Origin of the sequence: Flavimobilis marinus, from assembly GCF_900113055.1 — a bacterium.
GTDB classification, from domain to species: domain Bacteria; phylum Actinomycetota; class Actinomycetes; order Actinomycetales; family Cellulomonadaceae; genus Flavimobilis; species Flavimobilis marinus.
In genome coordinates, this window is sequence record NZ_FONZ01000003.1 from 94,358 (window position 1) to 120,882 (window position 26,525).

Here is a 26,525-nt window from a genome sequence, read left to right on the forward strand (position 1 = left end):
GCGGGAGGCGGGGCCGACGGTGCTGAGGATCGTGCACCTCAGGTCAGAGCAGCAGCTCCTTGATCGGCTCGAGAGCGAAGTACGCGACGAACAGCACGGCCGCCAGCCACATCAGCGGGTGGATCCCCTTCACCTTGCCCATGGCCAGCTTGATGACGACGAACGCGATGAAGCCCGCACCGATGCCGGCGGTGATCGAGTACGTGAACGGCATCAGCACCATGGTGAGGAACGCCGGGATCGCGATCTCGTAGTTCTTCCAGTCGATCCCCGAGACCTGCATGACCATGAGGAAACCGACGACGACGAGCGCGGGCGCTGCGGCCTCGGACGGGACCATGTCGACCAACGGCGACAGGAACGTCGCGAGCAGGAACGCGACGCCGGTGACGACGGACGCGAGGCCCGTGCGGGCGCCGTCGCCGACGCCGGAGGCCGACTCGATGAACGCCGTGTTCGACGACGTGGAGCCCGCGCCACCGGCGACGGCGGCGAGCGAGTCGACGATCAGGATCTGCTTGGAGCGCGGCGGGTTGCCCTCGTCGTCGAGCAGGTCGGCCTCGGCTCCGACGGCGACCATCGTGCCCATCGTGTCGAAGAAGTCCGCGAGGAGGATCGAGAACACCAGCAGCACGACGGCGACGAAGCCGATCTTGCCGAACGCGCCGAACAGCGAGAACTGGCCGAGGAGCGAGAAGTCGGGCGCGGCGACCAGGGAGTCGGGCACCTCGGGCGAGTTCAGCATCCAGCCGCGCGGGTTCTCGCCGGTGACCGAGTCGAACTTGCCGATCTTGCCGATCGCCTCCACGACCACCGCGACCACGGTCGTGGCGATGATCGCGACGAGCAGCCCTCCGCGGACCTTGCGGACCATGAGGATCACTGCGAGCACGAGGCCGAACACGAACACCAGGGACGGCCAGCCAGCGAGCGAGCCGCCGATCCCGAGCTCGATGACGGTCCCCGCTCCGGGACGGACGAACCCGGCGTCGACGAACCCGATCAGCGCGATGAACAGGCCGATGCCCACGGAGATCGCGACCTTGAGCTCGCGCGGGACGGCTCGGAAGACGGCCTCGCGGAACCCGGTCAGGACCAGGACGAGGATGACGAGGCCCTCGAGCACCACGATGCCCATCGCGTCCGCCCACGTCATGCCCGGCAGCGAGGCAATCGCATAGGCGACGACGGCGTTCAGGCCGAGCCCGGCCGCGAGCGCGATCGGGAAGTTCGCGATCGTTCCCATGAGGATGGAGAGCACGCCCGCGACGAGCGCGGTAGCTGCGGCGATCGTGCCGAGGTTCTCGCCCTGGCCGGAGCCACCGCCGAGGTACTGGCCGGTGCCGTCCTGCACGAACCCGAGGATCAGCGGGTTGAGGACGATGATGTAGCTCATGGTGAAGAAGGTCACCAGGCCACCGCGGATCTCGGTGCCGACGGTCGAGCCGCGCTGGGAGATCTTGAAGAACCGGTCGAGGGCGCCGCGCGGCCCCGACTGTGTTGCCGTAGAGGTCATGGACGCTCATGGTGCCACGCCCTGCCCGAGCCTGACGCGCTGCCCACGCAGCGGACGCCGCCGTCGGCTAACATCACGAGGTGTCAGACGCGACCGTTCCCGCCGACGCTAGGCCCGCCGGAAGCGGCCCCTGGCGCCGCCGCCGGCGCACCTTGGCGACATGGTCCGACAATGGCGTGTGGACCATCGCGATCGGCGTGGTCACCTACGCGATCTCCTATCCTCGCGCGCTCAGCATGTCGACGATGGAGCCGTTCCTCAAGCTTGCGCTGGCGACGCTCGCCATCGCGGGCGTGCTTTCGCTCGCACTCCGCCGTCGTGTGATCCGCCCGGCGTTCCTGCGACAGGGCAGCCTCGGGCACGGCGTTCCGTGGACGGCCGTGGCATTTCTCACCTTCGCGGCGAACTCGGTGCTGTGGACCGACCAGCGCAGGGTGACAGCCACCGCTGTGATCTTCTATACGGCGATCGCCGTGCTCGCCTACCTCGTCGCGAGCGCTGCGCCGGCTCGGGTCCTGGTGCGCGGGATCGGTCTCGGGGCCGCGCTGGTCGTCGGCACGTCCTACCTGGCCGTAGGTCGCGGCACCTGGCAGACCTCGCGCGAGCTCGGCTGGGCAGAGGACACGAGGACGGTATTCCAGGGCCTTTACGGTCACTGGAACATCCTCGCGTTCACCATCTGCCTGCTGATCCCTGCCGTGCTGACCTACCGTCCGCAGACGCTCCTCGGCCGCGTACTCCAACTTCCCCTCGCAGTCGGGGCGATCGCCTTCACCGTCCCCGTCGGGTCGGCGACGGGGATGATCGCCGCTGCTGCCAGCTTCGGCGCCGCCATCGCCGTGGCTGCGGTCGGCTGGCTCGTGCGCACACACCGGCGTCCACGCACGGGGCGTCGCTGGCTCCGGCTTCTGATCACCTACGTCGGCGTCGTCGTGGCCACGACGCTCGCCACCGTCGCTGGTTACCTGGCGGTCACCCGCGTGCCCGCGATGCTCGACAAGGACGTGGAGACCCTCACCGAGCGGGTCCCGATGTGGCGGGTCATCAACGAGGTGTGGCGTGACGATCACACGTGGCACGGGTTCGGACTCGGCAACGTGTGGCCGTATCACTGGTTCCACACCGGCGGTGGCGACGCGCTCCAGACGATCAAGGATCGCTTCCCTCTTCCGGTCGGCCACGGCCACAACGGGTTCCTGGACCTCGCCATCCAGCTGGGCATCGTCGGAGCTTTCCTCTACCTCGTGATCCTCGTGCGCGCCGCGCTGCTCGCGCTTCACCAGCTCCTTGCCGGCGGCAGCCAGACGAGCTCCTGGGTCCTCGTCACGATCGCAACCATCACCGTCCTGTCGGTGACCGAGCCGATCTGGATGACGCCGCTGGGCTGGTTCCTGGCGGTCGCCGCTGCCACCGCTGCGGAGCGGGAGCACGTCCGCCGTGGGCGACCAGGGCCGGCGCACCAACGTCGGCGCGAACCCGTCATCGCCTCAGCCGACTAGCGACCTCACTCCCGGTACGCGCCGCCCGTCACCGCACCTCGTCCTGCAGGAAGTCGAGCTTCGTCAGGTTCTTCTTGAGGTACTTGGTGACGCGGTCGGTCGCGAACGCCTTGGCGAGGGGCTCGAGCCGCTCGTGGTCGACCACGACGATCGACTGCTTGCCGTCGGGGCTCCACCCGGTCCCGAGCGTCGGGATGGTCACGAACTCCATGTCCGGGGACGTCAGGTGGCTCGTACCGCGGGCTAGCAGGGTCATCTTGTCGCGGTCGAGGGCGTCGTCCACCGCGATCGACTCACCGAGGGCGTCCATCATCTCCGCACGCCGGATCGGGTTGGTGAACGCGCCCATCTTGGACGCCTTCTTCACCACGGCGCGCAGCCAGTTCTGCTGGCGCTTGATGCGGTCGAAGTCGCCGCCCTCGAGGCCGTACCGCTGGCGCGTGTACGCCAAGGCCTCCTCGCCGTCCATCAGGTGCGTCCCGGCCGTGAAGAGAAGCTCTCCCTTCTGGTACGTGTCCTCGGGCACCTCGATCTCGACGCCGCCGAGCGCATTGGTGAGCGAGGTGAACGACTCGAAGTCGGCCACGGCGAAGTGGTCGATGCGGATGCCGGTCAGGTCTTCGACCGTCTCGATCATGAGCGTCGGTCCGCCGAGCGAGTACGCGGCGTTGATCTTCGCCTCGCCGTGCCCCGGGATCTCCACCCACGAGTCGCGCGGGATCGACATCACGTAGGCGTTCTGCCGGTTGGCGTTGAGGTGGGCGATCATGATCGCGTCCGTGCGCTGGGCGCCCTGCTCCCAGCTGCCCGGGTCCCCGGCGGAGATCCGGCTGTCCGAGCCGAGGATCAGGATGTTGACGGCGGTGGTGCCTTCCTCGTCCTCGGGCGCGGGCGCCGGCTCCGGGCGCTTGGCCGGGTCGAGCGCCTCGAACGGGTCCCCGAACCGCTCGATCTGCCGGTCCGCCCACACGCCCATGGCGTAGATGCCCGCGACCGCGAGCCCGCCCAGCGCGAGCAGGGACACGACCGCGATGATCAGCGCCCGCCGCCACCCGTGCGGCTTGGCGGGACGGGTGCGTGCGCGGCGAGGCTGGGCGGAGGTCACCGCCAGATCGTACGGCGCGCACGGGACGCGCTGGGGCCTCGCCACAGGACGACCACGACATCTCCACGCAGGCGCGGAGGCCACCGACCGCAGGCACGTGCCCTGGCCCTCGAGCCCTACAGGACGATGACCGACATCGTCCCCTCGCCGTACCCGGCGACGGTCACCTCGAGGTCGAGGCGCGCCACGTACGCGGTGACCCACGGGGCCACGTCGCCGGGCAGCGCGGCGCCGGGCTCGTGGACCTTGGTGAGCTTGAGGTGGGGGGCGCCGTCGTGGTTGAACAGCGCGGCCATCACGTTGAGGATCTCGCTGACGTTCTCGAACTGAGGGATGCTCAGCTCGAGCGCCTCGATGGACTCGGAGACGCCGCGCGGGGGCAGCAGGGCGATCGCGCTGCCCATGCCGGCCGCGAGCGGCAGGTCCACGGTGATCAGCGCGGCGAGCTTCATCTCGTCGCTCACGTACTCGGCGACCACGGCGCCGCCCTCGGCGGCCGGGTTGACCATGGGCCCGCCGGTGAGCATCTCGAACTCGCGTCCGACGAGGCCCTCGAGCAGCTCGCGGACCTCCTGCGCGGAGGGAAGTGGTGTCGTCGTCATGTTCCTAAGCCAAGAGGGGGTCGATGGCCTCGCGGAAGGCCTCAGGGGTGAAGGGCTTCGCGACGAGGAACAGCGCGCCGGCCGCTTCGGCCTGCTCGCGCATCTCGGTCGAGCCCTCGGACGTCACGAACCCCAGCGGGGTGTCGTTGCCCTGCGCGCGCAAGGAGCGCAGGAGGTCGATGCCGGTCATGTTCGGCATGTTCCAGTCGGACAGGATGAGGTCCGGCTGCTGGGCGAGGGTCATGTCGAGGGCCTCCTGGCCGTCGGTCGCCTCGATGATCTCCCAGTCGTCGTACCCGGCCTGGCGCAGGGTGCGGATGACGATCTGCCGCATCACGCGGCTGTCGTCGGCAATCAGTACAAAGAGCACGTCGGTCCCTTCCCGGTCAGGAGATCGTCCACAGACAGATGGTCAGCGCCGCGTCCCGCCAAGCGAGCCCGACCTGCGCGATGAGCTCGTCACCCATCGTAGGCGCGGTGGCCACGGTCGGGAGGCTGAGCACGGCGTGCTCAGGCAGCAGCGACTTGAGGTTGCCGCCCACGACGTTCGCGATCTCGCCGAACGCGTCGACGAGGTCGTCCTCGGTGACCTCCTCGCCCGGCGTCATGCGCAGCAGCGCACGCACGACGGCGTAGGCGTCCTCGCGGGGCGCCCGCACCGAGGTACGGATACCGAACGGCGAGTCGGCGCGGGTCATGTCGACCCAGGCGACGACGACGTCGTCCACCGGACCGAGCGGCTCGGCCTCCATGAGGAGCACCTCGCCGTCGTCGATCAGGGCGGCGAACACCTCCTGAGCGACGGCGAGGATCTGCTCCGTGTCCGCGACCGTGGCGGTGTCGAGCGGGCTCACAGGGCCTCCTCCTGCACGGGGAGCAGCCCGAGCAGCTCCAGCTTGTCCTTGAGCGCGTCCGGGGTGAACGGCTTGATCAGGTACTCGTGCGCACCGGCGGCCAGCGCGCGGACGATCTGCCCGTGCTCGGACTCGGTCGTGACCATCATGAGCGTCACGCCGCGCCAGGTGCGCTGCTCGCGCACCTTCGTGACGAACGTGAGGCCGTCCATGACGGGCATGTTCCAGTCGATGCAGCACAGGTCGAACAGCTCGCCGTCGGCCGCGGCGGCGGCCATGGCATCGAGGGCCTCCTGGCCGTCGCCGGCCTCGACGATGTCGTACCCCACGCCGCGAAGGATGCCGGCGATGATCCGCCGCATCGTCCTCGAGTCGTCGATGACCAGGGCTCTCATGTCGTCCTCCCGGACTGCAGCTGGTAGACGGCGCTCCGGCCGACGGGGACGCGGGCCCATCCCGCGTCCACACCCACGGTGGTCTCGGCGGCGCCGAGGACCAGGAAGCCCCCGGGCCGCACGACGGACCGGAGCTTGCGCAGGATCTCCTGCTTGACGGGCATCTCGAAGTAGATCAGCACGTTGCGGATGAACACGATGTCGAAAGGCCCAGGCATGGGCGCGTCCATCAGGTTGTGCTTGTGGAACGACACCCGCGAGCGCAGGTCGTCGCTGATCGCCCACTGGGTCCCGCGGCGCGTGAAGTGCTGCACCAGGTGCTTGGCGGCGAGGCCGCGGTTGACCTCGAGCTGCGTGAACAGCCCCGAGCGCGCGCGGTCGAGCACCTCGTTGGACAGGTCCGTCGCGGTGATGTCGAACCGGGGCCCCTGCGGGAACTCCTCGGCGAGGGTCATCGCGATCGAGTACGGCTCCTGGCCGGTCGAGCACGCCGCGGACCAGATGCGCAGGCTCGGCACGAACTTCCGCTCCGCGAGCAGCGTCGGCACGATGTGCTGCGTGAGCGCCTCGAAGGGCTGGATGTCCCGGAACCAGGACGTCTCGTTGGTCGTCATGGCCTCGACGATCATCTCGACCTCGAGGGTCGGGGCCACGCCCCGACGCAGGCCGACGACGTACTCGTCGACGCTCTTGCCCACCCGTCGGGCGAGCGGCAGCAGCCGGGACTCGACGAGGTACTCCTTGCCGGGCGCGAGGCTGATCGCGCTGCGGCGGCGGACGAGGTCCGCGACGTAGGAGAAGTTCTCGGCTGTCAGTGTCATGACCTTCCCCCCGTTCGGTAGTAGTCGGTGCGGGCCACGCGGCCTGCGATGGAGCTGGCGACCTCGGCGAGGGGCAGCGTCTTGTGGGCGAGGCCCGCGCCGACGACGGCGCCGGGCATGCCCCAGACCACCGAGGTCTGCTCGTCCTGGGCGATCACGGTGCCGCCGGCGGTCACGACCTGGCCGGCGCCGGTGCGACCGTCCGAGCCCATGCCGGTCAGCACGACGGCGAGCAGCTCGCCGCCGTAGTGCGCGACGGCCGACCGGAACATCACGTCCACCGACGGGCGGCAGAAGTTCACCGGGTCACCGTGGGTGATCGCGATCGTGGGGGCGCCGGGGCGGCCGGCGATCTCCATGTGGGTGTCCCCCGGCGCGATGTACACCGTGCCGGGCACGACCCGCTGGCCGTGCTCGGCCTCGACCACCGTGGAAGGCCCGAGCCGGTCGAGCCGGTGGGCGAGCTGCGCGGTGAACAGCGGCGGCATGTGCTGGGTGATCAGCACGGGCACGGGCAGCGGCGAGGTGAGGCCGCGCAGCACGTGGGAGAGAGCCTCGGGCCCACCGGTCGAGGAGCCGACGACGACGGCCCGCACCGGGTGGGTGGGCGCCACCGGGGCGGGACCCGAGGGAGCCTTGTGCCCGACGCCGGGGCGCAGCGACGTCGTCGGCGCCCCCGGGCGGGACGGGGCGAAGGCCGGGGCTGCTGCGGCGGCCCGGCGCACAGGTCCGCGGCCCGCGAGCGCGAGGAGCTTGGGGCCGAGCTGCTCGCCGACCTGCGCGAGGGCGGCCTGGACCGAGCCGACGTTCGCGGGCTTGGTGACGTAGTCGGTGGCGCCGGCGGCGAGGGCGTCGAGCGTCGCGGTCGCGCCGCGGGCCGTCAGCGTGGAGAACATGATGATCGGGACGCGCACGCCGCGCTTGCGCAGCGCGCGGACGGCCTCGACGCCGTTCATCTCCGGCATCTCGATGTCCATCGTGATGGCGTCGGGCTTGAGCTGGTCGTACTTCGTCAGGGCGATCGCGCCGTTGGCGGCGGTGCCGACGATCTCGATCTCGGGGTTGGCCTCGAGCGCCTGCACGACGAGCCGGCGGATGACGACCGAGTCGTCGACCACGAGTACACGCACGCCCATGGGCACCTCCCCTCCGAAGGACACAGCCGAGGGGCCGCCGTCCGGCCCCTCGGCTCTATCTATCGGCCCCGCTCAGCGACATGTGAGCGCTGTATCCGCCCGACCGCACCCGGGCTCTGGGGCACTCGGTCGGGCTAGGGGATCTGCCAGGCCGGCTTGTTGGCGTAGACCGTGCGGAAGTAGTCGCCCAGCTGCAGGCGGCTCGCGGCGGCGTCGTCGACCAGGACCGTGGCGTGCGGGTGGTGCTGCATGATCGTCGCCGGCCACAGGGCGCTCACCGGCCCCTCGACCAGCTGGTGCACGGCCTCGGCCTTCCCGGTGCCCGTCGCGATCAGCACCAGGTGCCGGGCGCTCATGATCGTGCCGAGCCCCTGGGTGAGGCAGTGCCGCGGCACGGCCTCGAGGTCGCCGTCGAAGAACCGCGCGTTGTCCGCCCGCGTCTGGTCCGTGAGGGTCTTGATGCGCGTCCGGGACGCGAGCGAGGACCCCGGCTCGTTGAAGGCGATGTGCCCGTCGGTGCCGATGCCGAGGATCTGCAGCTCCACTCCCCCGGCTGCGGCGATGGCCTCCTCGTACGCGGCGCACGCCGCCCGGAGGTCGTCCGCGGCGCCGTCGGGCCCCTGGACGGCGCCGGGCGCGAAGTCGACGCGGGAGACCAGCTCGCGGTCGATCACGGACCGGTAGCTCTCGGGGTGGTCCGCCGGCAGGCCGACGTACTCGTCGAGCGTGAAGCCGCGCGCACGGGCGAAGGACAGGCCGCGGTCGGCATGCCGGCGCGCGAGCTCGTCGTAGATCGGCAGCGGGCTCGACCCGGTCGCGAGGCCGAGCACCGGCGTCGGCCGCTCCTGCAGCACGCGCTCGATCGCGTTCGCGGCCAGCTGTGCCAGCACCTCGACGGGCTGGATCACGACCTCCATCAGGCCTCCTTCGTGGTGGGGGCGGCGGGGACGCCAGCGGTCGGCACCGCGTCCGCGAGCGCCGACGTGAACCACCCGGTGATGGTGCTCGGGTGGGTGATCGCGGTGCCGACGCAGACGGCGTACGCACCCGCCGCGCGTGCGGCCGCGGCCTGGGCGGGGGTGTGGATGCGACCCTCGGCGACGACCGGCCGGTCGCACGCGGCGACGATCTCGGCGATCAGCTCGAGGTCCGGTCCTGGAAGCTTCGGGCGCTCGCCCGAGTAGCCCGCGAGCGTGGTGCCGAGGATGTCCGCCCCGGCCTCCTGAGCGGCGACGGCGTCGGCGAGCGACCCGCAGTCCGCCATCACGAGGACGTCGTGCGTCTCGCGCAGCCCCGCGATCGTCTGGGCGAGGGTGAGCCCGTCGGGCCGCGGGCGGCGGGTGCCGTCGAGCGCGACGACGTGCGCGCCCGCGTCGGCGACCGACCGGGCGTGGGCGAGGGTCGGGGTGATGAACACGCCTTCGGCCCCGTCCTTCCAGAGCCCGACGACGGGGACGTCCACCGCGACGACCGTCGCGGCGACGTCGGCGATGCCCTGCACCCGCACCGCAGCCGCGCCCCCGACGACGGCGGCCTGGGCCACCTGCGCCATGGTCTCGGGGTGCCTCATGGCCTCGCCCGGGTAGGCCTGGCAAGAGACGATAAGCCGGCCGGCGATCGCGTCGAGGACGGGGTGGGTCATGGTGCTCCTTCGGTGTCGATCAGCTGGCGCACGGCCGCGGCCGCGCCCGCGAGGGGGGCCGTCCCGCCGAGCTTGCCCGACACGACCGGGACGTTCGCGAGGATGTCGATCAGCTGGCCGCGCAGCGCCTCGTCCATGGCAGACCACCAGGCGCTCCCCGCGGCGGGCACCCCGCCGGTGACGACGACGCGCCCAGGGTCGAGCACCGTCACCACCGCCGCGATGCCGCGCCCGACGGCTGCCGCCGAGTCCCGCAACGCACGACCGGCGAGGGGGTCCCCCGCCGCCGCGCGCTCGGCGACCCCACGGCCTCCGCCCACCTCGGGGTCGCCCCCAAGGGAGAGGTAGTGGCGGTACATGCCGACACCGGAGCCGATCGCCTCGAGGTGACCGGAGCGCCCGCACGGGCAGCGCAGGTGGTCGGCCCCGGCGACCGGCAGGTGCCCCATCTCGCCCGCGACGTGGTGGGCGCCGCGCAGCAGCTCCCCGCGCACGACGACGCCCGCACCGATCCCGGTGCCCACGCCGACGACGAGCGCGCTGGCGGCCCCCGCGGCGGCCCCGTGGCGGACCTCGCCGAGCGCGTGAGCGTCGACGTCGTTCAGCACGTGCACGGGCAGGCGCGCGCCGGTCAGTGCGGCGAGCGCGCGCTCCAGGTCGCCGCGCAACGGCGTCCCGGTCCAGCCCGCGAGGGTGTCGGTCGCCGAGACGATCGTGCCGGCGGCGACGTCGACGACGCCCGCCGTGCCCACGCCGAGGCCGCGCACGCGGTGCTCGCCCGCGGCCGCGGCGACCGGGCTGCCGTCCCAGCCCCGGGCGAGGACCTCGCCCAGGGCGCCGGTGGCGGCGGCGACGATCGCGGCGGGGCCGTCGAGCGCCGGGGTGGGCACCGCGACGACCTCGCCCACGCGGCCGTTCCGGTCGACCAGGGCGGCGGCGATCTTGGTGCCGCCCAGGTCGAGGGCAAGGACGAGGTCCATCGCGGTGGTCGCTCCTTCGGTGGTGCTGTCGGTCAGGCGGTCGGTCAGGCGCTCACGCCGGCGAGGCCGACGTTCGCGACGATCGCACGGATGCGCTCGACCGCCTCGCCCTCGAGCGCCTGCAGCGGGTACGCCATCGTGGCGCGCTCGATCAGGCCCTGCGCGACCATCGCGGCCTTGAAGGCGCCCACGCCCGCGGCGTCGCCGCTGCGGCCCGAGGTCTGGAACACGATCTCGAACAGCTCGTTGAGGCGCTCCTGCTCGCGGCGGGCCGTGGCCCAGTCGCCGGCCTGCGCGGCGTCCCACAGCCGGACGTACCCGGCGGCGTCGACGTTCGCGAGTCCCGGCACGGCGCCGTCGGCCCCGGCGAGCAGCATGGCGTCGACGACGACCTCGTGCCCGGTGAGCACCTGCAGCGGGTTGCCCGCCGCAGCGTTGGCGGCGAGCAGGCGGCGGAAGCCGACGTCGTCGCCCGAGGAGTCCTTGACGCCCGCGATCGTGCCCTCGGCGCCGAGCGCGACCAGGAGGTCCGCCGACAGCTTGGAGTGCACGCGCACGGGGACGTCGTACGCGTACAGCGGCACGTCGATGCCCGCCGCGATGCGCCGGAAGTGGTCGGCGGTCTCCGTCGCGTCGTTGATCGCGTACACGGCGGCCGTCGTGACGATCGCGTCCGCGCCGGCGGCGACGAGCCGCTGCGCGCCCGCGAGGATCCGCGCGCTCGTCAGGTCGATCGAGCCCGCGATGATCGGGACGCGACCGGCGTTCGCCGAGGCGATGGTGTGCACAACTGCGACGCGCTCGTCGTCCGTGAGGTAGGCCGTCTCGCCCGTGGAGCCCAGGGCGAACAGGCCGTGGACGCCCGCGGAGACGAGGTGCTCCACCAGACGCTCGAGCGAGGCGTGGTCGACCGTGCCGTCGGCGTTCAGCGGCGTGGCGACCGGCGGGATGATGCCGGTGAAGCGGGGTGCGAGGGCACCCGAGGGGGTGGTCATGATTTCTCCGTCCAAAAGGGGGGTGTGGGTGCCGGCTCAGCCGGCAGGGGTGTGCTCGGCCATCAGCGACGGCGCGGCACCGAGGAGGGTGCGGGTGTAGGGGTGCTGGGGGTCGTCGAAGACCTGAGCCGCGGGGCCGAGCTCGACGACCTTCCCCTTGCTCATCACGGCGATCTCGTCCGAGACGTAGCGCACCGTCTGGATGTCGTGGGAGATGAAGACCATGCCCAGGCCGAGCTCGTTCTTGAGGTCGGTGAGCAGGTTGAGGATCTGCGCGCGCACGGAGACGTCGAGCGCCGACGTCGGCTCGTCCGCCACGATGATCTGCGGGTCCAGGGCGAGGGCCCGGGCGATCGCCACGCGCTGGCGCTGGCCACCGGAGAGCTGGCTCGGCAGCGCGTCGAGCGCGGAGGCCGGCAGGCCCACGAGCCCGATCAGCCGCTCGACCTTCGCCTCCCGCTCCGCCCGGGTGCCGATCTTGTGCACCTCGAGCGGGTCGATCAGCGCGTCCCGCACGAGCATGCGGGCGTTGAGCGCGGTCGCCGGGTCCTGGAACACGACGGACACGATGCGCCCGAGCCGCTTGCGCACCGAGCGCGTGAAGCTCGTGACCTCCTCCCCGCCGAACCAGATCTCCCCGGCGGTGGGCTTCTCCAGGCCGGTGAGGACCTTCGCGGTCGTGGACTTGCCCGAGCCGGACTCGCCCACGATGCCGAGGGTCTGCCCGCGCCGCACGGTCATCGACACGTCGTCGACCGCCCGGACGAGCTGCGGATTGAACAGGGTCGACGAGCGCGCCTTGTAGGTGACCTCGATGTTGCGCAGCTCGACGACGGGGGCGCCGTCGTGCTTCGTGTGCCCGAGGGTGGGGGTCTGGCTCATCGTCCCGCTCCGATCGGTGCGACCGGAGCGTCGTCCGGGTGCGCGGCGTAGAAGTGCTCGGTGCCCGGGATCTGCCGGCGCACCGGGGCGACGCCCGCGTTGCGCTCCGGGTCGGACGACCGCGGCGCGAACCTGTCGCCCGCGGGGAAGTCCCGCGGGGAGGGCACGGTGCCGGGGATCTGGTGCAGGCGGTCGGCGCCCTGCTCGATCGAGAGCACGGCCCCCAGCAGCCCGCGGGTGTACTCGTGCACGGGCTGGGTGAGCAGCTCGGACGTCCGGGCCTGCTCGACCACCTGCCCGGCGTACATGACCGTCACCCGGTGCGCGAGCTCCGCGACGAGCGCGAGGTCGTGCGACACGAACAGCATCGCGAACCCGAGCTCCTCGCGCAGGCGGTTGAGCAGCTCGATCACCTGGGCCTGGACGGTGACGTCGAGCGCCGTCGTCGGCTCGTCGGCGATCACCAGACGCGGGTCCCGGGTGAGCGCCATCGCGATCAGCACGCGCTGGCGCTGGCCGCCCGAGAGCTCGTGCGGGTAGGACTTGAGCGTGCGCGCCGGGTCGAGCCCGACCAGCTCGAGGAGGTCCTCGGCCGTCCGCGTGCCTCCGCGCTTGGTGAGCTGTCGCATCTGCGCGCTGATCAGCATGGCGGGGTTCAGCGAGCTCAGGGCGTCCTGGTAGATCATCGACATGCCGCCGCCGAGCAGCGCCGTGCGCTCCCGCTTCGACATGGCCAGCAGGTCGCGGCCCTCGTAGCGGATCTCGCCCGTGATGTGCGCGCGCGGGTCCAGCAGACCCATGATCGCGAGCGACGTGATCGACTTCCCGCACCCGGACTCCCCGACGAGCGCCATCGTCTCCGACGGGCGCACCGTGAAGCTCACGCCGTCTACGACCTTGACGTCGCCGTGGCGGGGGAAGGAGATCGACAGGTCGCGCACGTCGAGCAACGGCTCCGCGGTCTGCAGGTCGGTCGGCAGCACGAGCCGGTCCGTCCGGGTCAGCTCACGCATCCGCAGCGCGCTCAGGCGCTCCTCGAGCCCTGCGAGCTGGCTCGCCTGGGCGGTCCGCACCGCGGCGGCGGCATCGAGCTCCGCCGTCGGGTCGACGTTGGCCGCGGTCGCGACCTCGCTCGTCGTGCCGCCCTCGACCGCCGACAGCTGGGCCGCGGCGATCGTGGTCTGCGCACGAGCGTCGTCGGCCAGGGAGCCGGTGACCTTGCGCGGACGGGGCGCAACCATCGCGTCCGTCATGCCCTCGGACAAGACGTTCAGGGCGAGCACGGTCAGGGTGATCGCGGCGCCCGGGAAGAACGTCGCCCACCAGTACCCGGCCATCACGAGGTCGCGGCCCGCGGCGATGATGTTGCCCCAGGACGCCTCTGGCGCCGGCACACCCGCCTGGATGAAGGACAGCGACGCCTCGAACACGATCGCGTCGGCGACGAGCACCGTCGCGAAGACGAGCACGGGGGCGAGGCAGTTGCGGGCGACGTGCTTGACGATGATCCACGTGGTCGACGCGCCCATGACCCGGGTCGCCGCGACGTAGTCCTCGCCGTACTGGTCGATGATGTTCGCGCGGACGACGCGCGTCAGCTGCGGCACGTACAGGAAGGCGATCGTCAGGACCAGCACCGGGAGGGACTGGCCGAACACCGCGACGAACACGGCCGCGAGGGCGATGCCGGGGAACGACATGATGATGTCGAGCACGCGCATCAGTGCCTCGGCCACCCACTTGTGGGCCGTGGCGGCCACCGACCCGAGCACGGCCGCGACCGCGAGCGCGATGCCCGTCGCCGCGAGCCCGATCACGAGCGAGTAGCGCGCGCCGTAGGCCATGCGGGAGAAGATGTCCCGGCCCTGGCGGTCCGTGCCGAACCAGTGCTCCGCGTCGGGAGCCTGCACGGGCGGACCCGAGGCGAGCGGGTCGAACTGCGAGACGAGCGGCGCGAAGACCGCCATGAACACCACCAGCAGGACGAATCCCAGGGCGATTTTGGAACCGAGGGGCAGGGCGCCGAGGCGCCGGCCCGGCGCGCTGAGTCGTTCGGTCAGCTTGCGTCGCATGTCACACCGACCTGATCCGTGGGTTGATGAGCACGTACAGGAGGTCGACCACGATGTTGATGACCACGAAGGCCAGCGCGACCGTCAGGGTGACTCCCTGCACGAGGTTGGGCTCGTTGTTGGTGATCCCGTTGAGGATGAGCGTGCCCATCCCGGGAAGGGCGAAGATGATCTCGATCACGACGGCGCCACCCATGAGGTAGCCGATCCGCAGGCCCAGGACGGTGACGGGCGTGATCAGCGCGTTGCGGAGAACGTTGCGGGCGACGACGACCGTGCGGGGGATGCCCGCACCGAGCGCGGTGCGCACGTAGTCGCGGTCGAGCTCTTCGACGACGGCGGCGCGGACCACGCGGGACAGCTGACCGACGACCGGCACGCCGAGCGCGAACGCCGGTAGTGCCATGCGTGCCAGCCAGCCGCCGGGATCGTTGCCGAACTCGGGTAGCTGCCCGGAGGCCGGGAGCAGTCCCAGGCCGAGCGTCACGCCCTGGATGAGCAGGACCGCGAGCCAGAACGACGGGGTCGACAGGGCGGTCACGGAGACGAGGCGGATCAGCTGGTCGGGCCAGCGGTCGCGGTAGACGGCGGCGATGATGCCCAGCAGGAGCGCGCCGACGACGGCGAAGGCGAGACCCAGGAAGGTCAGCTGGAGCGTGATGGGGAAGGCTCGCGCGACCTCGTCGACGACGGGCTGCTGGCGAGACGAGAAGGTGCCGAGGTCACCCTGGACGAGCCCGCCGAGGAACCGCACGTAGCGGAGCAGCAGGGGGTCGTCCAGACCGTTGGCCTCGCGGTAGGCCTGGCGGGCCTCGACGGAGGACCCCTCACCCAGCGCGTTGAACGCGGCGTCGATCTTGGAGAAGGACATCACCACGAAGACGAGCAAGGTGATGCCGAGGACCATCAGGGGCAGCTGGAGCAGCCGGCGCCCGACCAGTCGGAGTGCCTTGGACACGTCGCGACCTCTCTTGAAGCAGACGGCTCACGCGTGCGGGTGCTCGCCGTCGAGCGGATAGGTTGGCGGGGCCCCGGGAGGGGGAGCCCGGGGCCCCGCCAGTCTGTGTCGTCAGGATCAGCTGTTCGCCACGCCGACGTCCAGGAAGGACAGGCCGGTCATCGCGACGGGCTTGAACCCGACGAGCTGGGTGTCGTCCCACGCGGTGGGCAGCTGGCGGTGGAAGAGCGGGTAGAGCGGCACTTCCTCCGAGAGGAGGTCGAACGCCTCGTTCCACTTCTCCTGCTGCGCGTCGTCGGTGAGACGGACGGCCTCGTCCATGATCGAGACGAGCTCCGCGTACTCCGGGGTGTCGCTCCAGCGGAAGCGGCTCTCCGGCCACACGTTGTCGCCGTACCACCAGCGCATCAGCAGGTCAGGGTCGTTACCGAAGACCGACGGGTCTCCGGGAGCGATCATGACCTCCATGTCGCCGGCGTCCACCTTGGTGTACTGCCCGGACGACTGCCCGATGTCCAGCGTGGTGTTGATGCCCACGCCGTCCAGGGACTCCTTGATCAGCGGAGCGACGGCCTGGACCCAGCCCGTGTCCGTGGTCATCAGCGTGATGTCGAGCGAGTCGTGCCCGGCCTCCTTGAGGAGCGCCTTCGCCTTCTCGGGGTCGTAGCTGTAGACCGTGGACGCCTCGTTGAAGTTCGGGTGCGTCTGCTGCAGGAACGACGTCGCAGCCTCGGCGTTGCCGAGCAAGCCCGTCTCGATGAGCTTGTCCATGTCGAGCGCGTAGAGGAACGCCTGGCGGACGCGGACGTCGTCGAACGGCGCCTTGTCCGTGTTGAACATGGCGAACAGCAGCCCGAACGACTGTGCGGACTCGACCTTCACCTGGCCCTCGAGGGAGGGGACGTCGATGTACGGGACGTCCTCCATCGCGTGGATCGTGCCGGAGCTCATCGCCGTGACGCGCGCGGCCGAGTCGCTCAGGAGGTTCCACTTCATGCCCGCGGCCTGGGCCGGACGGGTGCCCGTGTAGTCGTCGAAGCGCTCGAACGTCAGCGAGTCCTCAGCGACAGCCGAGGTGATCTTGTACGGGCCCGAGCCGGTCGGCAGGGCGCCGAACGCCTCGGGGTCCGCCTCGACGATCGCCTGGGGCACGATCTTCACGGTCGAGAGACGCTCGTTGACGAGGGAGAACGGGAACTCGGTCGTGATGCGCACCGTGTCCTCGTCGACGGCCTCGACCGTGTCGATGAAGTCGACGAACGACGCGAACAGCGAACCCGTCTCGGGGTCCATCACGCGCTCGAAGCTGAACACGACGTCGTCGGCTGTGACGGCGCTGCCGTCGTGGAAAACGGCGCCGTCGCGCAGGTCCACCTCGAAGGTGGTCTCGTCGACCGCCGTGGGGAGCGCGGCGCCGAGGCCGGGGTAGACCTCGCGGGTGACGGGGTCGAGCTCCGTCAGCCCTTCCATGGTGTGCCAGTTTGCTGCGAGGGTCACGGCGCCGGAGGCGAGGGCCGGGTCGAAGCTGCCACCGAGCGAGTAGGAGATACCCGCCTCGATGATCGCGTTGGGGTCGACCTCACCGGAGGCAGCGGTGCCTCCGGGGGCCGTCGTGCTGGTGTCGGGGTCGGACGAACCGCCGCAGGCGGTCAGCGCGAGCGCGGTGACGGTGGTGCCGGCGACGAGCGCGCCGAGGCGGCGGCCCGTGCTTGTCTTCCGGGTGGTGCTGTTCATCATTGGACTCCATCCCGTGGAACATCAGATGTCTGATGTAATATAACCCACAGACGCGTTGATGCAAAGACCCCGCCGTACCGATACGTTTCGACCGTGACTTGGAGAGCGACATGACCAGGACTGTCCCGACCTCACCCCCGATGCGCCGGTCGACGGTGGCGGACCAGATCCGTGAGCTGATCCTCTCCCGGGGTCTGCGGCCCGGCGACGCGCTCCCCACGGAGTCCGTCCTGTGCGAGACCCTCGGCGTCTCGCGCTCGTCGGTGCGCGAGGCCGTCCGCACGCTCGCGACCCTCGACATCGTCGAGGTGCGCCACGGCCACGGCACCTTCGTGGGGCAGATGTCCCTCGACCCGATGGTCCAGGCGCTCGTGTTCCGCGGCGTCCTGTCCCCCGGTGACAACCTGCGCGCGCTGCGCGAGGTCGTCGAGGTCCGCATGGCGCTCGACCTCGCCGTCGCGGAGAAGGTGGTCGCCGCCGCCGCCGGCGAGACCCACCCCGAGCTGCGCGCGCTCGTCGACGAGATGCTCACGCACGCCGACCACGGCGAGACGTTCCTCGACGCCGACCGCCACTTCCACACCATGCTGCTCGAGTCGATCGACAACCAGCTCGCGGGCCAGCTAGTCGGAGCCTTCTGGGACATCCACACCGCGGTGCTCCCCCGGCTCGGGCTCGCCCTCCCCGAGGACCTGCGCCAGACCTCCAAGGCGCACGGCGACATGCTCGCCGCGGCCGAGGGTGGCGACGTCGCGGCCTACCGCGAAGCCGTCATCAAGCACTACGAGCCGCTGCAGCGCGCTCTGGATCACGCGAACTGACATGACACACAAGACTCTTGGTTACGGCATCATCGGGGCCGGCTACTTCGGCGCCGAGCTCGCCCGGATCATCCACGCCCTGCCCACCGCGCACGTCGCCGCCGTGTGCTCGCCCGAGGACGCCCCGGCGCTCGCTGCCGAGGTCGGGTGCGACGTCGTCGGCTCCGTCGCGGAGCTCGTCGCACGCGACGACGTCGACGTCGTCGTCATCGCCTCGCCCAACGACGTCCACCTCGAGCCCGCGCTGCTCGCCGCGCGCCACGGCAAGCACGTGTTCTGCGAGAAGCCCGTCGCCCTGAGCTACGCGGACGCCGACGCCATGGTCACCGCGTGCGCCGAGGCCGGCGTGGTCTTCATGGCCGGCCACGTCATGCACTTCATGGACGGCGTGCGGCGGACGGCTGAGCTCATCGCCGCGGGCGGGATCGGCGACGTCCTGCTCGCGCGCGCCGCCCGCACCGGCTGGGTCGACGAGGAGCACGAGTCCCCCGGCACGCCGTCGTGGAAGCGCCAGCGCGCCCGCTCCGGCGGCCACCTGTTCCACCACATCCACGAGCTCGACGTCGTCCAGCTGCTCCTCGGGCCAGCCGAGCGCGTCGTGATGGCCGGCGGCAACGTCGCCCACCAGGGCACCGCCGCCGACGAGGACGACCTGCTGCTCGCCACGCTCGAGCACGGGCCGGGCCGGTTCTCCCACCTCGAGTGGGGCTCGGCGTACCGCCGCCCGGAGCACTACGTCGAGCTGTTCGGCACGCGGGGCACGGTCCGCATCGACTTCCAGGAGGTGGGCGTCGAGGTCCGCACGCCCGACGGCGTCACCCGGTTCCCCCTGCACCGCTCCGACGCCGAGGACGCCGAGCGCCGCGTCGAGTACGCGGCCTCCCGCTCGGGCGGCGGGGTGGACTACGGCAACCCCGCCATGCGCCCGCCGGGCTGGCTGATCGGCATCATGGAGCGCGAGGTCGCCTACCTGCACGCCCTGCTGCGCGGCGAGCGCGAGCCCGACCCCCTGCTCGCCGGACTGACCGACGGGCACGCCGCCCGCGCCTCGATCGCCACGGCCGAGGCCCTCACCCGCTCGCTCGCCGAGGACCGCAAGGTCTCGGTCAGCGAGGTCCCCGACGCCGCACCCCCCGCCCGAGAGGACTGACCATGCTCGTCCAGGCCGACCGCATGCTGCACGACGACGGCACGCTCGCCCCCGGCTGGGTGCGCCTGGACGGGGAGCTGATCGCCGACGTCGGGCGCGGGGACGCTCCCGACGCGCCGGACGTGCTGGTGAGCGTGCTGTCGCCCGGGCTGGTCGACGTGCACTGCCACGGCGGGGGTGGCGGCTCCTTCGCGACCACGGACCCGGCCGAGGCCCGCCTCGCGCTCGACGCGCACCGCCGGCACGGGACGACGACGACGATCGCCAGCCTGGTCACCGCGCCCCACGAGGTGCTGCTCACCCAGGTGGCGTTCCTCGCGTCGCTCACCGACGCCGGCGAGATCGCCGGCACCCACCTCGAGGGCCCGTGGTTGAGCCCCGCGTTCTGCGGCGCGCACGACCCTGCGCTGCTTGAGGCCCCGCTCGCCGAGCGCACGGACCCGCTGATCGCGGCCGGCCGCGGGACGGTGCGGATGGTCACGCTCGCGCCCGAGCTCGAGGGCGGGATCGAGGCGGTCCGCCGCCTGACCGCCCAGGGGGTGCAGGCCGCCGTCGGGCACACGGACGCGGACGAGACCGTCGTGGCCGACGCCGTCGACGCCGGGTCCCGCATGGTCACGCACCTGTTCAACGCGATGCGCCCCATCCACCACCGCGCCCCCGGCCCCGTGCCGACCGTGCTGGACGACCCGCGCGTCACCGTCGAGCTCGTGGCCGACGGCGCGCACGTGCACCCGCTCGTGCTCGACCTGGCGTCCCGGGCCGCCGTCGGCGGGTTCGTGCTCGTGACCGACGCGATCGCCGCGGCGCTGGCCCCGGACGGGCAGTACCTGCTCGGTGAGCTCGAGGTCATCGTCACCGACGGGGTCCCGCGGCTCGCCTCGAACGGGTCCATCGCCGGCTCGACGCTGACGCTGCACCGGGCCGTGCAGGTGATGGTCGAGTCCGGCTGCCCGCTCGAGCACGCCCTCGTCGCGGCGACCGCGACGCCCGCCGACGTGTTCGACCTCGGCGGGCCGGGCGGCGTCGGACGGCTCACGCCGGGCCTGCGCGCGGACCTGCTGGCCCTCACGGACGACCTGGCCGTCACGGCCGTCATGCGCGCCGGCACCTGGCTCCGCACCCCCTGACCCCGCGCCCGGCCGCGCCGGGCCGCACAACGCCGCCGAGTCCGATAGTCCGGACCCGACTCCGACAGGAGGTCCCGTCGGAGTGGGGGCAGAACTATCGGACTCGGCGGACTCGGCGGGTGTGGCGGGGGGCCGGGTCAGTAGGTGAAGCGGGAGACGTCGGCGCGCAGGCGGGTCGCCATGGCCGCGAGGTCCGCGGTGCGCTCAGACATCTGGTGGATGACCGTGGTGGTCTCCTCCGACGTCTGGGCGACCGTCTGCACGCTGCCGGCGATGTCGCTCGAACCCGTCGCAGCCTCCGAGACCGAGCGGGACATCTCGTTGGTCGTGGCGGTCTGCTCCTCGACCGCGGAGGCGATCGTGAGCTGGTAGTCGTTGATCGAGGCGATGATCTGGCTGATCTCGTCGATCGCCGAGACCGCCCCGGCGGTGTCCGCCTGGATCGCCTCCACCCGGCGCGCGATGTCCTCGGTCGCCCGCGCGGTCTCCTGCGCGAGGTCCTTGACCTCGGACGCGACGACGGCGAAGCCCTTGCCCGCCTCGCCGGCCCGGGCGGCCTCGATCGTCGCGTTCAGAGCCAGCAGGTTCGTCTGCTCCGCGATGCTCGTGATCGCTTTGACCACGTCACCGATCTCCTGGCTCGACGTACCCAACCGGGCAACCGTCTCGCTCGTGCTGTGCGCCACGCCGGTGGCCTGTGAGGCGACCCGGGCCGCCTCAGCCGCGTTCTGGGCGATCTCCCGGATCGAGGCACCCATCTGCTCCGCACCGGCGGCGGTCGTCTGCACGTTGCGCGACACCTGCTCCGCCGAGGCCGCGACCGACGCGATCTGCTCAGACTGCTCGCCGGTCGCTGCGGTCACCTGGCCGGCGCCGGCCATCATGTCCTGGCTCGTGGTGTCCAGCTCGGTCGCACGGTCGCCGAGGTCGGACAGGGTCGTGCGCAGCGCGGTCTGCGCCGTCGTGAGGTCGCGCGCCATCTGCCCGATCTCGTCGTTGCTCGCCACGGTCGCGGTGACGGTCAGGTCGCCGCCGGCCATCGCGCCGAGCGACGCGCGCACGGCGTCGACCGAGCGCCGGATGCCGCCCGCGACGACGAACCCGAGCCACGTCGCGACGAGCACGGCCGCCAGGAGCACCACGACGAGGGTGAGGAACGACTGCTCGCCCGACGCCTCGGCGTCCGCCGCGATCCCCTCCGAATACGCGTCCAGCAGCGCCTTCGTCGCGTCGAGCGCGTCGACGTAGGTGTCCTTGAGCGGCTCCGCCTGCTCGGTGAAGACCGACGCGTAGGTCGCGCGGTCGTCCGCGAGGATCGCAGGCACGAGCTGGTTGTCGCGCACGTCCTTCCAGGCGGTCCAGCCCTCGAGGAACACGTACCACTCCTGCGGGGTCAGCCCGGCGGCCGCCGCCTCCAGCGCGGTGATCGCCCCGTCGATCTCGGCGTCGTTCTCGACCTGGTCGGCGAGCCACGCCTCCTTGGCCGACGCGCTCGGGGCGGCCGCCGCCTGCCCGACGATCATGCGCGCCTTGAGCTGGCCCTGGTGCACGGTCTGCAGCGGCGAGAGGACCGCCGTCTGCACGGTGGTGAGCGACCCGACGTCGTCGGTCAGGTTCTTGATGCCGGCACCCGCGACGACGCCGCTGCTGATCGCGGCGACGGCGAAGAGGGCGACGACGCCGAGGATCTTGGTGCGGACCCCGAGGTCGCGGAGCTTGCGCCGCGGGGCGGCCTGGGTGGTGTCGGCTGTGGTGACGGGTGTAGCAACGGCCGAGGTGCTCATGGTCGTCGCCTCCTTCCTGGTGCGAGTGGGCGGTGCGGTGGGTGGGTACGGTCGCGCGCCGACGGCGTCGGCGGGCTCAGATCGTGAAGGTCGAGACCTTCTGGCGCAGGCCGTCGGCCACGGCCACGAGCTCGGCGACGGCGTCGCTCATCTGCGTGACGGTGGCGCTCGAGGACTGGGCGGACTCGGCGACGCCGGTGATGTTGGTGGCGATGTCGCCCGAGCCGTCCGCGGCCTGGGCCACGGAGCGGGACATCTCGTTGGTGGTCGCCGTCTGCTCCTCGACCGCCGAGGCGATCGTCATCTGGAAGTCGTTGATCGAGGAGATGACCTCGGTGATCTGCTCGATCGCGTGCACGGCGGACGCCGTCTGGGACTGCACGTCGGCGATCCGGCGAGCGATGTCCTCCGCGGCCCGGGCGGACTCACCCGCGAGGTCCTTGACCTCGGACGCGACGACCGCGAAGCCCTTGCCGGCCTCGCCGGCGCGCGCCGCCTCGATGGTCGCGTTCAGCGCCAGCAGGTTCGTCTGCTCGGCGATCGACGTGATCGCCTTGACGACGTTGCCGATCTCCTGGCTGGACGCCCCGAGCGCGCCGATCGTGACCGCCGTCGCCCCCGAGATCTGCACGGCCTGCGCCGCGACGCGGGCGGCCTCGGCCGCGTTCTGCGCGATCTCGCGGATCGACGCGCCCATCTCCTCCGCACCGGCGGCGGCGGACTGCACGTTGCGCGAGACCTCCTCCGCAGCCGCGGCGACGACGCCCGCCTGGGCGGAGGTCTCCTCGGCTACGGAGGACACGTGGGTGTTGGCGCCGGAGAGCTGCTCCGCCGACGCGGCAACCACGCGAGCGTTCTCGACGACGTGGGTGAGCACGTCACGCAGCTGCTCCTGGGCCGTGTTGTACGCGTGCGCCATCTGGCCGAGCTCGTCCTCGCTGGACGCGGTGACGTCGTGCGTGAGGTCGCCGGTCGCGAGGACCTCGAGCGAGGTCCGGACGGCCGCGACGTCGCGGGTGATGCGGCGCACCACGAGCCCGGTCAGGGCGAGCGAGACCGCGGTGCCGACCACGAAGCCGACCGCCAGCACGACGATCATGGTGCGGATCTCCTGCTGGGCGGCGGCGAGCAGCTGGCCGACCTGCACGTCGATCTGCGCCTGGGCGAGCACGAGGGCCCGCCCGGTGCGGTCCGGGTCGGCCGCGACGTCCGCACCCATGGCAGCCTCGACGCCGACGGCGTCGCCCGCCTCGGCGAGCGGGCGCAGGACGGCGTCACGGTAGGTCGTCCAGGCGTTCCAGCGGGCGACGAAGTCACGCCACTGCTGGGTGTCCGACTGCCCGTAGCTGCTCACCGACTCGATCAGCCGGGCGACGTCGCGGTCGTTCCAGTCCGACGACGTCAGGTACTGCGCGCGCGCACCCTCGTCGGTCGCTCCCGCGGCGCGGCGCACCAGCAGGTTGCTGGTCTCGACGGCGGCGCGGAGGTCGCCGAGACTCGTCTTGAGTTCGCCCGTGAGGACGTTGAGCTCCTTCATGTTCGACTCGGCGCGCACCAGCGCGACGGCACCCGACCCGCCGACGAGGGCGAAGACGCCGAGGAGCACGAAGGCCGCGGCCAGGATCTTCACGCCGACGGGGCGGTTCCAGAACCAGGAGGTGTTCATCAGAGTTCCGCCTTGTCGAGGAAGCCCGAGTCGAGCAGCAGGGCCTCGTAGTTGTCCTGGGTGACGAGCACGGGCGGCAGCACGTAGGTCGCGACGACCTTGGCGCCGTTGTCGTAGGTCACGACGTCGTTCGTCTCGGGCTCGTGGCCCTTGAGGAGCGCGTCGCCCATGGTCACGACGACCTCGGCGAGGAGCGCCGAGTCCTTGAAGATCGTGGAGGTCTGCGCGCCGTCGCGGATCAGGCGCGCGGCGCCGAGCTGGGCGTCCTGGCCGGTGACGACGGGCCACGGCTGGGCGTCGGTGCCGTACCCGGCGGCCTCGGCCTTGGCGAGGATGTTCTCGGCGAGCGTGTCGTTGGGAGAGAGCACGGCGTCGACCCGCGTGCCCGCACCGTAGTGCTTGCTCAGCAGCTCTTCCATGCGGGCGCCGGCGGTCTCGCCGTCCCAGCCGGGGGTGGCGACCGTCTCGAACGCCGTCTCACCCGAGCCGACGACGAGGGTCCCGTCGCTCAGGTACGGCTCCAGGACGCTCATCGCGCCCTCGAAGAACAGGGACGCGTTGTTGTCGTCCGGCGAGCCGGCGAAGACCTCGATCGAGAACGGCCCGGCGACGCCTGTGGGCTGCCCGAGCTCGTCGAGCACCCCGAGCCCCTGCAGCAGGCTCGTGCCCTGCTGCAGCCCGACCTTCTGGTTGTCGAAGGTCGCGTAGTAGTCGATGTCCGCGGTGCCCGTGATGAGCCGGTCGTAGGCGATGACCGGCACGCCGTCGGCCGCGGCGGTCGCCAGCGGCGCCCCGAGCGCGGAGCCGTCGATCGAGCCGACGATGAGGAGGTCCGCGCCCGCGGCGAGCTCGGCGTCGAGCTGCGAGACCTGCGTGGCGACGTCGTCCTGCGCGAAGTACAGCTCGACCTCGTGGTCGAGCAGCTCCAGCTGCGTCTTGAGCGCGTTGCCCCGCACCACCCACGCCTCTTCCGCGTCGGTCGGCATGAACACGCCCACCCGGCTGGTGGGTGCGTCCGCGGTGCATGCCGCGAGCGGGAGCACGAGCGCTGCCGCCAGGGCAGCGCCGAGGTACGTGCGTCTCATCGTTGGTCGTCCTGACGTGGTGAGGTGACATCCTGTCCCTCGTCCTATCGGCAGGATCCTGCGGTTCAGTAGGACTGCGGTCCCGGTCCGCTACACCCGGTAGGCATCGACCTCGTCACGCAGCTGCGTCGCCAGCCGAGCGAGGTCGGCCACCGTGCCGCCCATCGCGGCGACCGTCTCGTCCGAGCTGCCCGCGGCGGCGGCCACGCTCGAGATGCCGTGCGCGATCTCCCCCGAGCCGGACGCGGCGAGCGTCACCGAGCGGGACATCTCGCCCGTGGTCGCCGTCTGCTCCTCGACCGCCGCGGCGATCGTCGCCTGGAAGTCGCTGATCGAGCCGATGATGGTCGCGATCTCCGCGATCGCTGCGACGGCAGCCCCGGTCCGGGACTGCACCTCGGCGATCCGGACGGTGATCTCCTCGGCCGCCCGGCCCGACTCCGCGGCGAGCTCCTTGACCTCGGTCGCCACGACGGCGAACCCGCGGCCCGCCTCCCCCGCGCGCGCCGCCTCGATCGTCGCGTTGAGGGCGAGCAGGTTGGTCTGCGCGGAGATCGCGGTGATCACCTTCACGACGTCGCCGATCTCCTCGCTCGCCGCGCCGAGCGCCCGGACCGTCTGCGCAGTCGTCTCGGAGAACTGCACGGCGGACTCGGCCACCCCGGACGCCTCCGCGGCGCTGCGGGAGATCTCTCGGATCGAGCTGCCCATCTCCTCGGCTCCCGCCGCGGCGGAGGCGACGTTGTGGGAGAGCTGCTCGGCGGCGTCGGCGACGACGACCGCCTGCTCGCTGGTGCCGCGGGCCGCCTGCGCCACGGACGCGTTGATCTCGCCCAGCTGGTCGGCAGACTCGCTCACCACCGCGGCCGAGCGCCGCACGGCGCCGACCAGCTCGCGCAGCGTCTGCGCGGCCTGGTCCACCGCGGCTCCCGTCCGCCCCAGCTCGTCGCGCGTCGTCATGCCGGTCTCCCTCGTGAGGTCGTGCGCGACGATCGCGTCAGCGACGTCGCGAATCCTGGTGAGCGGGCGGACCACCGACCGCGTCACGGCGACGGCCAGCAGCGCGGCCGCGATCGTCGCCAGGACCGCGGCGACGAGCAGCATCACGCGCGCCGTGCCCTGGGCCTGCTCCTGCTCGGCCAGCAGGTCGAGCGACCGCTGCTCGGCCGAGTCCTGGAGCTGGTCGGCCAGGCTCGAGATCGTGCGGTACGCCTGGCTGGCCGGACCGCTGTTCAGCGACTCGAGCGCCTCGGCATACGAGCTGGCGGAGCCCAGCACGAGCCAGGCGACGACGCCGGAGTCCCACTTGTAGAAGTTGTCCCACTCGGCCTTCATCGTCGCGAACATCGCAGCCTCGTCGGCCGTCATCCGGGACATGTCCACCCCCTCGAGCCAGGCGAGCACCTCCTTCTTGCGCGCGACGAACGTCTTGCGGTTCTGCCCGTCGAGGGCCGCGTCCTTGCCGTTCACCGCGCCGTCGGCCACCACCAGCGACTGCCAGCGCGTCATGTCGGCAATCTGGAAGCGCGCGGCCTCCGCGTCACGCAGCACCCCGGACGTCAGGCGCACCTGGTCGGACAAGTGCGCCTGCTGCTGCACGGCGAGGATCCCGATCCCGCCGGAGGCGAGCACCAGGACGTTCACGAGCGCGAACGCCAGGCCGAGGCGGACGCCGATGCTGCGGTGAGCGAGCAT

Annotated in this window: 24 protein-coding genes; 4 read left to right on the forward strand and 20 right to left on the reverse strand. The window is 71.7% G+C overall.

Translation table 11 applies throughout. The features are described 5' to 3' along the window. Positions 1–43: 43 nt before the first annotated feature. Positions 44–1,516 carry an NCS2 family permease gene (locus tag BMZ30_RS09095; RefSeq protein ID WP_093377692.1) on the reverse strand — a complete coding sequence of 491 codons (1,473 nt, stop codon included), beginning with the start codon at positions 1,514–1,516 and terminating at the stop codon, positions 44–46. Positions 1,517–1,692: 176 nt separating this feature from the next. Here BMZ30_RS09095 and BMZ30_RS09100 point away from each other — a divergent pair, with 176 nt between their 5' ends. Beyond that, the gene (locus BMZ30_RS09100; RefSeq protein WP_093377694.1) at positions 1,693–3,015 is read left to right on the forward strand and encodes an O-antigen ligase family protein; all 1,323 of its coding nucleotides are present in this window, start codon (positions 1,693–1,695) and stop codon (positions 3,013–3,015) included. A gap of 28 nt (positions 3,016–3,043) precedes the next feature. Here the strand turns inward: BMZ30_RS09100 and BMZ30_RS09105 are convergent, their stop codons facing one another. The 15 genes from BMZ30_RS09105 to BMZ30_RS09175 form a co-directional block, all read right to left on the reverse strand. Further along, entirely contained in the window at positions 3,044–4,120 is a 1,077-nt protein-coding gene (locus BMZ30_RS09105) for an LCP family protein (RefSeq protein ID WP_093377698.1), read from the reverse strand. A gap of 116 nt (positions 4,121–4,236) precedes the next feature. Beyond that, complete coding sequence (locus BMZ30_RS09110) at positions 4,237–4,722, reverse strand: hypothetical protein (RefSeq protein WP_093377701.1); 486 nt, start codon at positions 4,720–4,722, stop codon at positions 4,237–4,239. Positions 4,723–4,726: 4 nt separating this feature from the next. Then, positions 4,727–5,092 carry a response regulator gene (locus BMZ30_RS09115; protein WP_093377703.1) on the reverse strand — a complete coding sequence of 122 codons (366 nt, stop codon included), beginning with the start codon at positions 5,090–5,092 and terminating at the stop codon, positions 4,727–4,729. 16 nt (positions 5,093–5,108) lie between these two features. Then, entirely contained in the window at positions 5,109–5,576 is a 468-nt protein-coding gene (locus tag BMZ30_RS09120) for a chemotaxis protein CheX (RefSeq protein ID WP_093377706.1), read from the reverse strand. Beyond that, on the reverse strand, positions 5,573–5,971 hold the full coding sequence (locus BMZ30_RS09125; protein WP_093377708.1) for a response regulator: 399 nt from the start codon (positions 5,969–5,971) through the stop codon (positions 5,573–5,575). The genes BMZ30_RS09120 and BMZ30_RS09125 overlap by 4 nt, the downstream gene beginning before the upstream one ends. Further along, positions 5,968–6,792 carry a CheR family methyltransferase gene (locus BMZ30_RS09130; RefSeq protein ID WP_093377711.1) on the reverse strand — a complete coding sequence of 275 codons (825 nt, stop codon included), beginning with the start codon at positions 6,790–6,792 and terminating at the stop codon, positions 5,968–5,970. The genes BMZ30_RS09125 and BMZ30_RS09130 overlap by 4 nt, the downstream gene beginning before the upstream one ends. Continuing rightward, positions 6,789–7,928: a protein-glutamate methylesterase/protein-glutamine glutaminase gene (locus BMZ30_RS09135; RefSeq protein ID WP_093377713.1), complete on the reverse strand. Its 1,140-nt coding sequence runs from the start codon at positions 7,926–7,928 to the stop codon at positions 6,789–6,791. The genes BMZ30_RS09130 and BMZ30_RS09135 overlap by 4 nt, the downstream gene beginning before the upstream one ends. Positions 7,929–8,062: 134 nt before the next feature. Further along, on the reverse strand, positions 8,063–8,845 hold the full coding sequence (gene nagB, locus BMZ30_RS09140; protein ID WP_093377716.1) for a glucosamine-6-phosphate deaminase: 783 nt from the start codon (positions 8,843–8,845) through the stop codon (positions 8,063–8,065). Further along, complete coding sequence (locus tag BMZ30_RS09145; protein WP_093377719.1) at positions 8,845–9,570, reverse strand: N-acetylmannosamine-6-phosphate 2-epimerase; 726 nt, start codon at positions 9,568–9,570, stop codon at positions 8,845–8,847. Before BMZ30_RS09145 ends, nagB begins: the two co-directional genes overlap by 1 nt. Next, the gene (locus BMZ30_RS09150) at positions 9,567–10,550 is read right to left on the reverse strand and encodes an ROK family protein (RefSeq protein WP_093377721.1); all 984 of its coding nucleotides are present in this window, start codon (positions 10,548–10,550) and stop codon (positions 9,567–9,569) included. The genes BMZ30_RS09145 and BMZ30_RS09150 overlap by 4 nt, the downstream gene beginning before the upstream one ends. 44 nt (positions 10,551–10,594) lie before the next feature. Further along, positions 10,595–11,545, reverse strand: a complete 951-nt coding sequence (locus BMZ30_RS09155) for a dihydrodipicolinate synthase family protein (RefSeq protein WP_093377724.1) — start codon at positions 11,543–11,545, stop codon at positions 10,595–10,597. Between the two features lie 36 nt (positions 11,546–11,581). Beyond that, positions 11,582–12,427, reverse strand: coding sequence for an ABC transporter ATP-binding protein (locus BMZ30_RS09160; protein ID WP_093377726.1), 846 nt, complete (start codon positions 12,425–12,427; stop codon positions 11,582–11,584). Beyond that, complete coding sequence (locus tag BMZ30_RS09165; RefSeq protein WP_093377729.1) at positions 12,424–14,499, reverse strand: dipeptide/oligopeptide/nickel ABC transporter permease/ATP-binding protein; 2,076 nt, start codon at positions 14,497–14,499, stop codon at positions 12,424–12,426. Before BMZ30_RS09165 ends, BMZ30_RS09160 begins: the two co-directional genes overlap by 4 nt. 1 nt (position 14,500) lies before the next feature. After that, positions 14,501–15,457, reverse strand: a complete 957-nt coding sequence (locus BMZ30_RS09170; protein ID WP_093377731.1) for an ABC transporter permease — start codon at positions 15,455–15,457, stop codon at positions 14,501–14,503. A 117-nt stretch (positions 15,458–15,574) separates the two neighbouring features. Then, a complete protein-coding gene (locus BMZ30_RS09175; protein WP_229828762.1) occupies positions 15,575–17,191 on the reverse strand; it encodes an ABC transporter substrate-binding protein in 1,617 nt (538 codons plus the stop codon). Between the two features lie 113 nt (positions 17,192–17,304). Between BMZ30_RS09175 and BMZ30_RS09180 the strand changes: the two genes are divergently transcribed. The 3 genes from BMZ30_RS09180 to BMZ30_RS09190 are packed head-to-tail and all read left to right on the forward strand — an operon-like array spanning position 17,305 to position 20,295. Then, the gene (locus BMZ30_RS09180) at positions 17,305–18,015 is read left to right on the forward strand and encodes a FadR/GntR family transcriptional regulator (RefSeq protein ID WP_229828758.1); all 711 of its coding nucleotides are present in this window, start codon (positions 17,305–17,307) and stop codon (positions 18,013–18,015) included. Between the two features lies 1 nt (position 18,016). Further along, positions 18,017–19,165: a Gfo/Idh/MocA family protein gene (locus tag BMZ30_RS09185; protein WP_093377739.1), complete on the forward strand. Its 1,149-nt coding sequence runs from the start codon at positions 18,017–18,019 to the stop codon at positions 19,163–19,165. Positions 19,166–19,167: 2 nt separating this feature from the next. After that, on the forward strand, positions 19,168–20,295 hold the full coding sequence (locus BMZ30_RS09190) for an N-acetylglucosamine-6-phosphate deacetylase (protein WP_093377742.1): 1,128 nt from the start codon (positions 19,168–19,170) through the stop codon (positions 20,293–20,295). Positions 20,296–20,432: 137 nt separating this feature from the next. Here the strand turns inward: BMZ30_RS09190 and BMZ30_RS09195 are convergent, their stop codons facing one another. From BMZ30_RS09195 to BMZ30_RS09210, 4 genes are all read right to left on the reverse strand, one after another. Next, a complete protein-coding gene (locus tag BMZ30_RS09195) occupies positions 20,433–22,079 on the reverse strand; it encodes a methyl-accepting chemotaxis protein (protein WP_093377744.1) in 1,647 nt (548 codons plus the stop codon). 76 nt (positions 22,080–22,155) lie between these two features. Next, positions 22,156–23,745 carry a methyl-accepting chemotaxis protein gene (locus BMZ30_RS09200; RefSeq protein ID WP_093377747.1) on the reverse strand — a complete coding sequence of 530 codons (1,590 nt, stop codon included), beginning with the start codon at positions 23,743–23,745 and terminating at the stop codon, positions 22,156–22,158. Further along, entirely contained in the window at positions 23,745–24,830 is a 1,086-nt protein-coding gene (locus BMZ30_RS09205) for a substrate-binding domain-containing protein (RefSeq protein ID WP_093377749.1), read from the reverse strand. Before BMZ30_RS09205 ends, BMZ30_RS09200 begins: the two co-directional genes overlap by 1 nt. Before the next feature lie 90 nt (positions 24,831–24,920). Further along, on the reverse strand, positions 24,921–26,525 hold the full coding sequence (locus BMZ30_RS09210) for a methyl-accepting chemotaxis protein (protein WP_093377752.1): 1,605 nt from the start codon (positions 26,523–26,525) through the stop codon (positions 24,921–24,923).

Bases quoted from the DNA above. Each gene is read 5' to 3' on its own strand.
- BMZ30_RS09150 (WP_093377721.1), bottom strand. From the start codon at position 10,550: ATGGACCTCGTCCTTGCCCTCGACCTGGGCGGCACCAAGATCGCCGCC.
- BMZ30_RS09135 (WP_093377713.1), bottom strand. From the start codon at position 7,928: ATGGGCGTGCGTGTACTCGTGGTCGACGACTCGGTCGTCATCCGCCGG.
- BMZ30_RS09190 (WP_093377742.1), top strand. From the start codon at position 19,168: ATGCTCGTCCAGGCCGACCGCATGCTGCACGACGACGGCACGCTCGCC.
- BMZ30_RS09130 (WP_093377711.1), bottom strand. From the start codon at position 6,792: ATGACACTGACAGCCGAGAACTTCTCCTACGTCGCGGACCTCGTCCGC.
- BMZ30_RS09145 (WP_093377719.1), bottom strand. From the start codon at position 9,570: ATGACCCACCCCGTCCTCGACGCGATCGCCGGCCGGCTTATCGTCTCT.
- BMZ30_RS09125 (WP_093377708.1), bottom strand. From the start codon at position 5,971: ATGAGAGCCCTGGTCATCGACGACTCGAGGACGATGCGGCGGATCATC.
- BMZ30_RS09200 (WP_093377747.1), bottom strand. From the start codon at position 23,745: ATGAACACCTCCTGGTTCTGGAACCGCCCCGTCGGCGTGAAGATCCTG.
- BMZ30_RS09180 (WP_229828758.1), top strand. From the start codon at position 17,305: ATGACCAGGACTGTCCCGACCTCACCCCCGATGCGCCGGTCGACGGTG.
- BMZ30_RS09160 (WP_093377726.1), bottom strand. From the start codon at position 12,427: ATGAGCCAGACCCCCACCCTCGGGCACACGAAGCACGACGGCGCCCCC.
- nagB (WP_093377716.1), bottom strand. From the start codon at position 8,845: ATGGAGGTCGTGATCCAGCCCGTCGAGGTGCTGGCACAGCTGGCCGCG.
- BMZ30_RS09155 (WP_093377724.1), bottom strand. From the start codon at position 11,545: ATGACCACCCCCTCGGGTGCCCTCGCACCCCGCTTCACCGGCATCATC.
- BMZ30_RS09110 (WP_093377701.1), bottom strand. From the start codon at position 4,722: ATGACGACGACACCACTTCCCTCCGCGCAGGAGGTCCGCGAGCTGCTC.
- BMZ30_RS09095 (WP_093377692.1), bottom strand. From the start codon at position 1,516: ATGACCTCTACGGCAACACAGTCGGGGCCGCGCGGCGCCCTCGACCGG.
- BMZ30_RS09210 (WP_093377752.1), bottom strand. From the start codon at position 26,525: ATGCTCGCTCACCGCAGCATCGGCGTCCGCCTCGGCCTGGCGTTCGCG.
- BMZ30_RS09195 (WP_093377744.1), bottom strand. From the start codon at position 22,079: ATGAGCACCTCGGCCGTTGCTACACCCGTCACCACAGCCGACACCACC.
- BMZ30_RS09205 (WP_093377749.1), bottom strand. From the start codon at position 24,830: ATGAGACGCACGTACCTCGGCGCTGCCCTGGCGGCAGCGCTCGTGCTC.
- BMZ30_RS09165 (WP_093377729.1), bottom strand. From the start codon at position 14,499: ATGCGACGCAAGCTGACCGAACGACTCAGCGCGCCGGGCCGGCGCCTC.
- BMZ30_RS09175 (WP_229828762.1), bottom strand. From the start codon at position 17,191: ATGAACAGCACCACCCGGAAGACAAGCACGGGCCGCCGCCTCGGCGCG.
- BMZ30_RS09185 (WP_093377739.1), top strand. From the start codon at position 18,017: ATGACACACAAGACTCTTGGTTACGGCATCATCGGGGCCGGCTACTTC.